Here is a 5,581-nt window from a genome sequence, read left to right on the forward strand (position 1 = left end):
CCCCGGGCGCTCGCCTTCGGCGCCCCCGCCGCGGCCGCGCGCGAGCGGCCCGGCCTCGCCATCGCGTCCTGCACCGCGAGCGCCGCGCGCTGCGCCATGAGGTGGGCGCGCATCACCCGCTCGGCCTCCTCCGCGTCGCCGCGCCGGAGCGCGCGCATGAGCTTGCGGTGCTCGGCGAGCGAGGCCTCGAGCCGGCCGGGCACGCGGAGCTGGCGGCCGCGCAGGAGCCGCAGGAACTGGCGCAGCTCGGAGACCATGCGCGACAGCCACGGGTTCGCGGCGAGGTCCTGCACCGCCTGGTGGAAGAGGTAGTTGAGCTCGTAGTACCTGCCCACGTCGTCCGCCGCGGCGCAGCGCTCGAGCCGCTCGTGGAGCGCCTCGAGCCGGCGGACGTCCTCCGGTCCGGCCTTGCGGACCGCCTCCTGCGCGCACAGCCCCTCGAGCAGCGCCATGAGCGGGAAGATCTCGTCGAGGTCCCGCGGCGTCAGCTCGCCGGAGACGAACGACCCGCGGCGCGGCGTGAGGCGCACGAGCCCCTCCGCGTGCAGCACCTTCAGCGCCTCGCGCAGCGGCGTCCGGCTGATGCCGAAGCGCTCGACCAGGGCGCGCTCGTCGATCCACGTCCCCGGCTCGAGATCGCCGGCGTAGATGAGCTGCCGGAGCCGCTCGGCGACCTCCTCGTACAGCGCGCGTTGGGCGATGCGCGTCATCGGGTCGCTCTCCGCTCAGAGGCCGAGGTACGCCGTGCGGATCTCGGGGTTGGCGGAGAGCTCCGCGCTCGTCCCCTCGAGCCGCACGCGCCCGGTCTCGATCACGGTGCCGCGCTGCGCCACCTCGAGCGCCTTGCGCAGGTTCTGCTCGACGAGCAGGACGGTCATGCCCTGGGCGTGCAGGTCGGACACGGTCCGCATCACCTGGTCGACCAGGATCGGCGCGAGGCCGAGGGAGGGCTCGTCCAGCATGAGGAGGACGGGCTCTCCCATGAGCGCCCGCCCGATGGCGCACATCTGCTGCTCGCCCCCGGAGAGGCTGCCCGCGATCTGGCCGCTCCGCTCGGAGAGGCGCGGGAACATCGTGAACACCCGCTCCAGGTTGCGCGCCGCGTTCGCGCGCACGCGCGGGTGGTAGGCGCCGAGATCGAGGTTCTCCCGCACGGTCAGCTGGGCCCAGAGATCGCGGCCCTCGGGGACGAGGGCGATCCCGAGCTCCGCCCGGCCGGCGGCGGGGAGACCCACGAGCGACTTCCCGCGGAAGCGGATGTCCCCGGCGCGCGGGCGCCGGAGCCCGGAGACGGCGCGCAGCGTGGTGGTCTTGCCCGCGCCGTTCGAGCCGAGGAGCGTGACGATCTCGCCCTCGCGCACCTCGAGGCTGAGGCCGTACAGGACCTGGATGTCCCCGTAGAACACGTCGATCGCGTCGACGCTCAGGAGGGGCTCGCTCACGCGCTCACCTCGTGGCCCTTGCCGAGGTAGGCCTCGACGACGAGCGGATCGCGGACTACCTCGGCCGGCAGGCCCTCGGAGATCTTCTTGCCGTGGTCGAGCACGGCCACCCGGTCGGAGAGCGACATCACCGCCGGCATGACGTGCTCGATCATGATGACCGAGACCTTCCGCTCGTCGCGGATGCGCCGGATGAGCGCGGCGAGCTTCATCGCCTCGGCGGGGTTCACGCCGGCGATGACCTCGTCGAGCATGAGCACCCGGGGCACCGTGGCGAGGGCGCGCGCGAGCTCGAGCCGCTTGCGGCCCGAGAGGGTGAGCGCGCCGGGGAGCTGGCCGGCGCGGTCGGCCAGGCCGACGAACTCGACGATCTCCGCGGCGCGCTGGCGCGGCGTGCCCTCCGCGCGCCAGCTGCCGTGGATCGCGCCGACGGCGACGTTCTCGGCCACGGTGAGGTTCGGGAAGGGCCGCACGATCTGGTGCGTGCGGACGATCCCGGCGCGCACCACGCGGTGCGCGGCGTACCCCGAGACGCGCCAGCCCTGGAGCCGGACCTCGCCCGAGGTCGGCCGGATCGAGCCCGCGATGAGGCTGAAGAGCGTGGTCTTCCCGGCGCCGTTCGGGCCGATGACGCCGAGGATCTCGCCCTCGTTGAGCTCGAGCGTGACCTCGTCGACGGCCTTGAGGCCGCCGAAGCTCTTCGAGACCGCGTGGCAGCTGAGGAGCGGTGGCATGGGGTCGGTCAGGCGAGCGACTCGCGCGGCTCGCGGCGCGCGCGGCGCCGCACGGCGCGGGCGAGGCGCAGCGCGAGGCCGGTGAGCCCGAGCGGCTCGAAGAGGATGATGAAGATGAGGAGGAGCCCGTAGAGGCCCAGGTAGAGCTGCGGGTAGGAGGCGAGCAGGAACTGGCGCAGCAGCACGAACACGATCGCGCCGAGCACCGGTCCGAGGACCGTCCCCACCCCGCCGATCACCGACATGAGGACGAAGGCGATCGAGCGATCGAAGCCGAACATGTCGCCCGGCTCGATGAAGCTGAAGTACGCGGCGTAGAGCCCGCCGGTGATGCCCACCACCACCGCGGACAGCGCGAAGACGAGGTCCTGGTAGAAGGTCGCGTTGACCCCGACGTCTGCGGCGGCGTCCACGTCGGCCTTGATGGCGAGGAGCTGCAGCCCGAGCGTCGAGCGACGGATGAGGAACGACGCCGCCACGACCAGGGCCGCGAGCCCGAGCCCCCAGAAGTAGAGCCGGTCCTTCATCTCCACGTCGATGGGCAGCGAGAGGCCGGAGGAGCCGCCCGTGAAGTCCTCCCAGTAGGTGAACAGGAGCCGGGCCGCCTCGCCCACGCCGATGGTGGCGATCGAGAAGTACGGCCCGCGCAGCCGCAGCATCGGGTGCGCGCCGAGCGAGAAGATGCCCGCCGCGATCCCGCCCACCAGCCAGGCGAGCGGCGCCGGCGCGGGCGGCTCCATGATCATGAGGCGCGCCGCGACGAACCCGCCCACGCCGAACAGCGCCGCGTGGCCGAAGCTCACCTGCCCCACGAAGCCGCCCATCCAGTTCCAGGCGAGCGCGCCCGAGATCATCAGGAAGGCGAGCGTGACGAGGTTCTTCGAGTAGATGGAGAGGTCGAGCGCGGCGGGCGCGACGGCGAGCGCGGCGACGACGAGGACGAACGCCGCCAGCGCCCAGCGCGGCACGATCGGAGGCCAGGCGAACTTCATCCGAGCACCCGCTGGCCGAAGAGCCCGCCCGGCCGGAACACGAGGACGAGCACGAGCATGACGAAGCCGACCGCCGCCGTGAGGTAGGAGGGGAGCACGAGGATCGCGAACACCTCGACCACCGCGAGGACGAGGGCCGCGATCCCGGTCCCGAACACGCTGCCCAGGCCGCCGAGCACCACCACCACGAACGACTTGAGGAGCTCGCCGGACCCGAACCCGGGGTTGAACGAGAAGATCGTCGCGGAGAGGAGCCCCGCGAGCCCGGCGAGGGCCGTGCCGAGCCCGAAGGTGATCGTGTAGATGCGCTCCACGTCGATCCCCACGAGCGTGCAGCTGTCCGCGTTCTGCGCCACGGCGCGGATGGCGCGGCCGAGGTACGTCCGCTTGAGCAGGAGCTGCAGCGCCGCCGGGGTGACGACCGCGATCGCGAGCACCGCGAGGCGGTTCACCGAGACGTACGAGCCGAGGAGCGGGATCGCCCGCGTCGAGTAGGCCGTCCGGATGGTCTGGTCGTTCCCGCTGAAGAGCAGGTACGCCGCGTTGCGGAGGACGAGCCACACGCCGAAGAGGAGCAGGAGCGAGGCGGGCCCGCCCGCGGCGCCGCGCGGCAGGTGGCGCACGAGCACCCGGTAGGTGAGGACGCCGAGCAGGAACGTGACGCCCACGACGAGCGGGATGGCCAGGTAGGGGTCGAGCCCCAGCCACCCGTGGAGGATCCAGCCCAGGTAGGCGCCGGCCATGATGACCCCGCCATGGGCGAGGTTCACCACGCGGAGCACGCCGTAGATGAGGCCGAGCCCGTACGCCATGGTGGCGTAGAGCCCGGCGAGCAGCACCGCGGAGACGGCGAGGTCGACGAAGCGGTCCACGGGATCACTTCGCGCAGCGCGGGTTCGGGGCGACGCCGGCGGCGCTCGCCACGTCCTTCGGGAAGATGATGGGCGAGGTGCCGTCCGGCTGGTTCTGCTGCACCACGAACGAGTTCTGCGCCTGCTGCCCGAACTCGGCCTTGAACTCGAGGGTCCCGCCGGGCAGGAGCGACGGCATCTTCATCGACGCGAGCTTGGCGCGCACCGCCTCCCGGTCGACCTTGCCCGCCTGCTGGATGGCGGTGAACAGGGCACGCGCGCTCTCGTACGCGAGCGCCTGGAACCACTCCGGCTCGCGGCCGCCGTACTTCGCCTTGAACGCCTTCACGAACTCCTGCGAGGGGCCGGGCTTCGTCCCGAGCTGCGCGTTCCACCAGACGCCGGAGAGGACGTAGTTCACGTTTTCCTGCCCGAGCGCCTTCACCGCGTCCTTCTCGCCGCCGCGCGCGCCGTAGCTCACGACCTTGTGGCACATCCCGTTCGCCACGTACTGACGGTGCATGGTGATGTAGTCGGGCAGGTGGGCGTCCACGAGGAACAGGTCCACGTTCGCGGCCTTCACCTTCCCGAGGAGCGCCCCGAAGTCGCGCGCGTTGAGCTCGAACGACTCGTCGACCACGACCTGGTACGCGCCGCCGCTCTTCCCGGCGAAGTCGGAGACGCCCTTGCGGAAGTCCTTGCCGTGCGCGGTGTTCTCCCACAGGAGCGCGATCTTCGCGGGCTTCGGCAGCTTGCCGGCCTTCTGCTGCTCGTCCATCCACTGCATGAGCGTCCCGCCGAGCAGCTCGACGGGGGAGATGAGGCCGAAGAGGTACTTGAACTTGCGCTTGTAGATCTTGGTCGCGCCGCCGCCGCCGTTCACGTACGGCACGCGGTTCTGCTCGGCGACCGTGCTCTGCGCCTCCACGAGGTGGCTCGCGTAGGTGCCCAGGAGGAAGTCGACCCGGTCGCTGTTCACGAGCCGGTCGGCGAGGCTCACCGCCGACGCCTGCGTGCTCGTGTCGTCGAGGAGGAGGAACTGCACCGGCAGCTTCTTGCCGCCGACCTCGAGGCCGCCGGCCTTGCTCACCTGCTCGAACGCGAGGTCGTAGCCCTCCTTGAAGAACCCGCCGACGCGGGCCTCCGCGCCGGTGAGCGGCAGCGTCGCGCCGATCAGGATCTTGTCCTTGTCGGCGGCGGCCGCGGCGCCGGGGAGGGCGGCGGCCGCGGCGAGCGCGGCCAGCGCGAGGAGCAGCGGGGCGTACGGCCGGCGGGGGTTGCGAGTGCTCATGAGCGCCTCCAGGGCGAAGGAGAGCTGCGTCTCCGTAATTATGGATTACGGCTTCGCGACACGATGGTCCCGGCGCAACGCGAAGATCCACCTGGGCCCCAACGGAGACCCGGGCCCGCGGCGACGGGCCTTACACTCCGGGGACATGCACCCGCTCCTCCCCGAGCTCGCGGCGCGCGGCGGCCGCGTGGCGCTGCGCGTCATCGCGAGCGCCGGCCCGGCGGCGGTGACGCGCGCCGGCGCCGCGCCGCGTCGCGCCGACGTCTCCTAC

6 protein-coding genes are annotated in these 5,581 nt (G+C 72.1%); all 6 read right to left on the reverse strand.

Annotation, left to right across the window (positions count from 1 at the left end):
- Window positions 1–710 (reverse strand): GntR family transcriptional regulator (locus tag MNZ39_RS22960; RefSeq protein ID WP_242341419.1); only part of this gene is annotated, 710 nt, incomplete at its 3' end.
- A gap of 15 nt (window positions 711–725) precedes the next feature.
- Window positions 726–1,442 (reverse strand): ABC transporter ATP-binding protein, encoded by a 717-nt coding sequence (locus MNZ39_RS22965; RefSeq protein WP_242341420.1) that lies wholly within the window; start codon window positions 1,440–1,442, stop codon window positions 726–728.
- A complete protein-coding gene (locus tag MNZ39_RS22970; protein ID WP_242341421.1) occupies window positions 1,439–2,176 on the reverse strand; it encodes an ABC transporter ATP-binding protein in 738 nt (245 codons plus the stop codon). Before MNZ39_RS22970 ends, MNZ39_RS22965 begins: the two co-directional genes overlap by 4 nt.
- Window positions 2,177–2,184: 8 nt before the next feature.
- Window positions 2,185–3,168, reverse strand: coding sequence for a branched-chain amino acid ABC transporter permease (locus MNZ39_RS22975; RefSeq protein ID WP_242341422.1), 984 nt, complete (start codon window positions 3,166–3,168; stop codon window positions 2,185–2,187).
- Entirely contained in the window at window positions 3,165–4,040 is an 876-nt protein-coding gene (locus MNZ39_RS22980) for a branched-chain amino acid ABC transporter permease (protein WP_242341423.1), read from the reverse strand. Before MNZ39_RS22980 ends, MNZ39_RS22975 begins: the two co-directional genes overlap by 4 nt.
- A gap of 4 nt (window positions 4,041–4,044) precedes the next feature.
- The gene (locus MNZ39_RS22985) at window positions 4,045–5,310 is read right to left on the reverse strand and encodes an amino acid ABC transporter substrate-binding protein (protein WP_242341424.1); all 1,266 of its coding nucleotides are present in this window, start codon (window positions 5,308–5,310) and stop codon (window positions 4,045–4,047) included.
- Window positions 5,311–5,581 lie beyond the last annotated feature (271 nt).

Origin of the sequence: Anaeromyxobacter sp. SG66 (genome assembly GCF_022690805.1) — a bacterium.
Classification (GTDB): Bacteria; Myxococcota; Myxococcia; order Myxococcales; family Anaeromyxobacteraceae; genus Anaeromyxobacter; species Anaeromyxobacter soli.

Bases quoted from the DNA above. Each gene is read 5' to 3' on its own strand.
- MNZ39_RS22970 (WP_242341421.1), bottom strand. From the start codon at position 2,176: ATGCCACCGCTCCTCAGCTGCCACGCGGTCTCGAAGAGCTTCGGCGGC.
- MNZ39_RS22975 (WP_242341422.1), bottom strand. From the start codon at position 3,168: ATGAAGTTCGCCTGGCCTCCGATCGTGCCGCGCTGGGCGCTGGCGGCG.
- MNZ39_RS22985 (WP_242341424.1), bottom strand. From the start codon at position 5,310: ATGAGCACTCGCAACCCCCGCCGGCCGTACGCCCCGCTGCTCCTCGCG.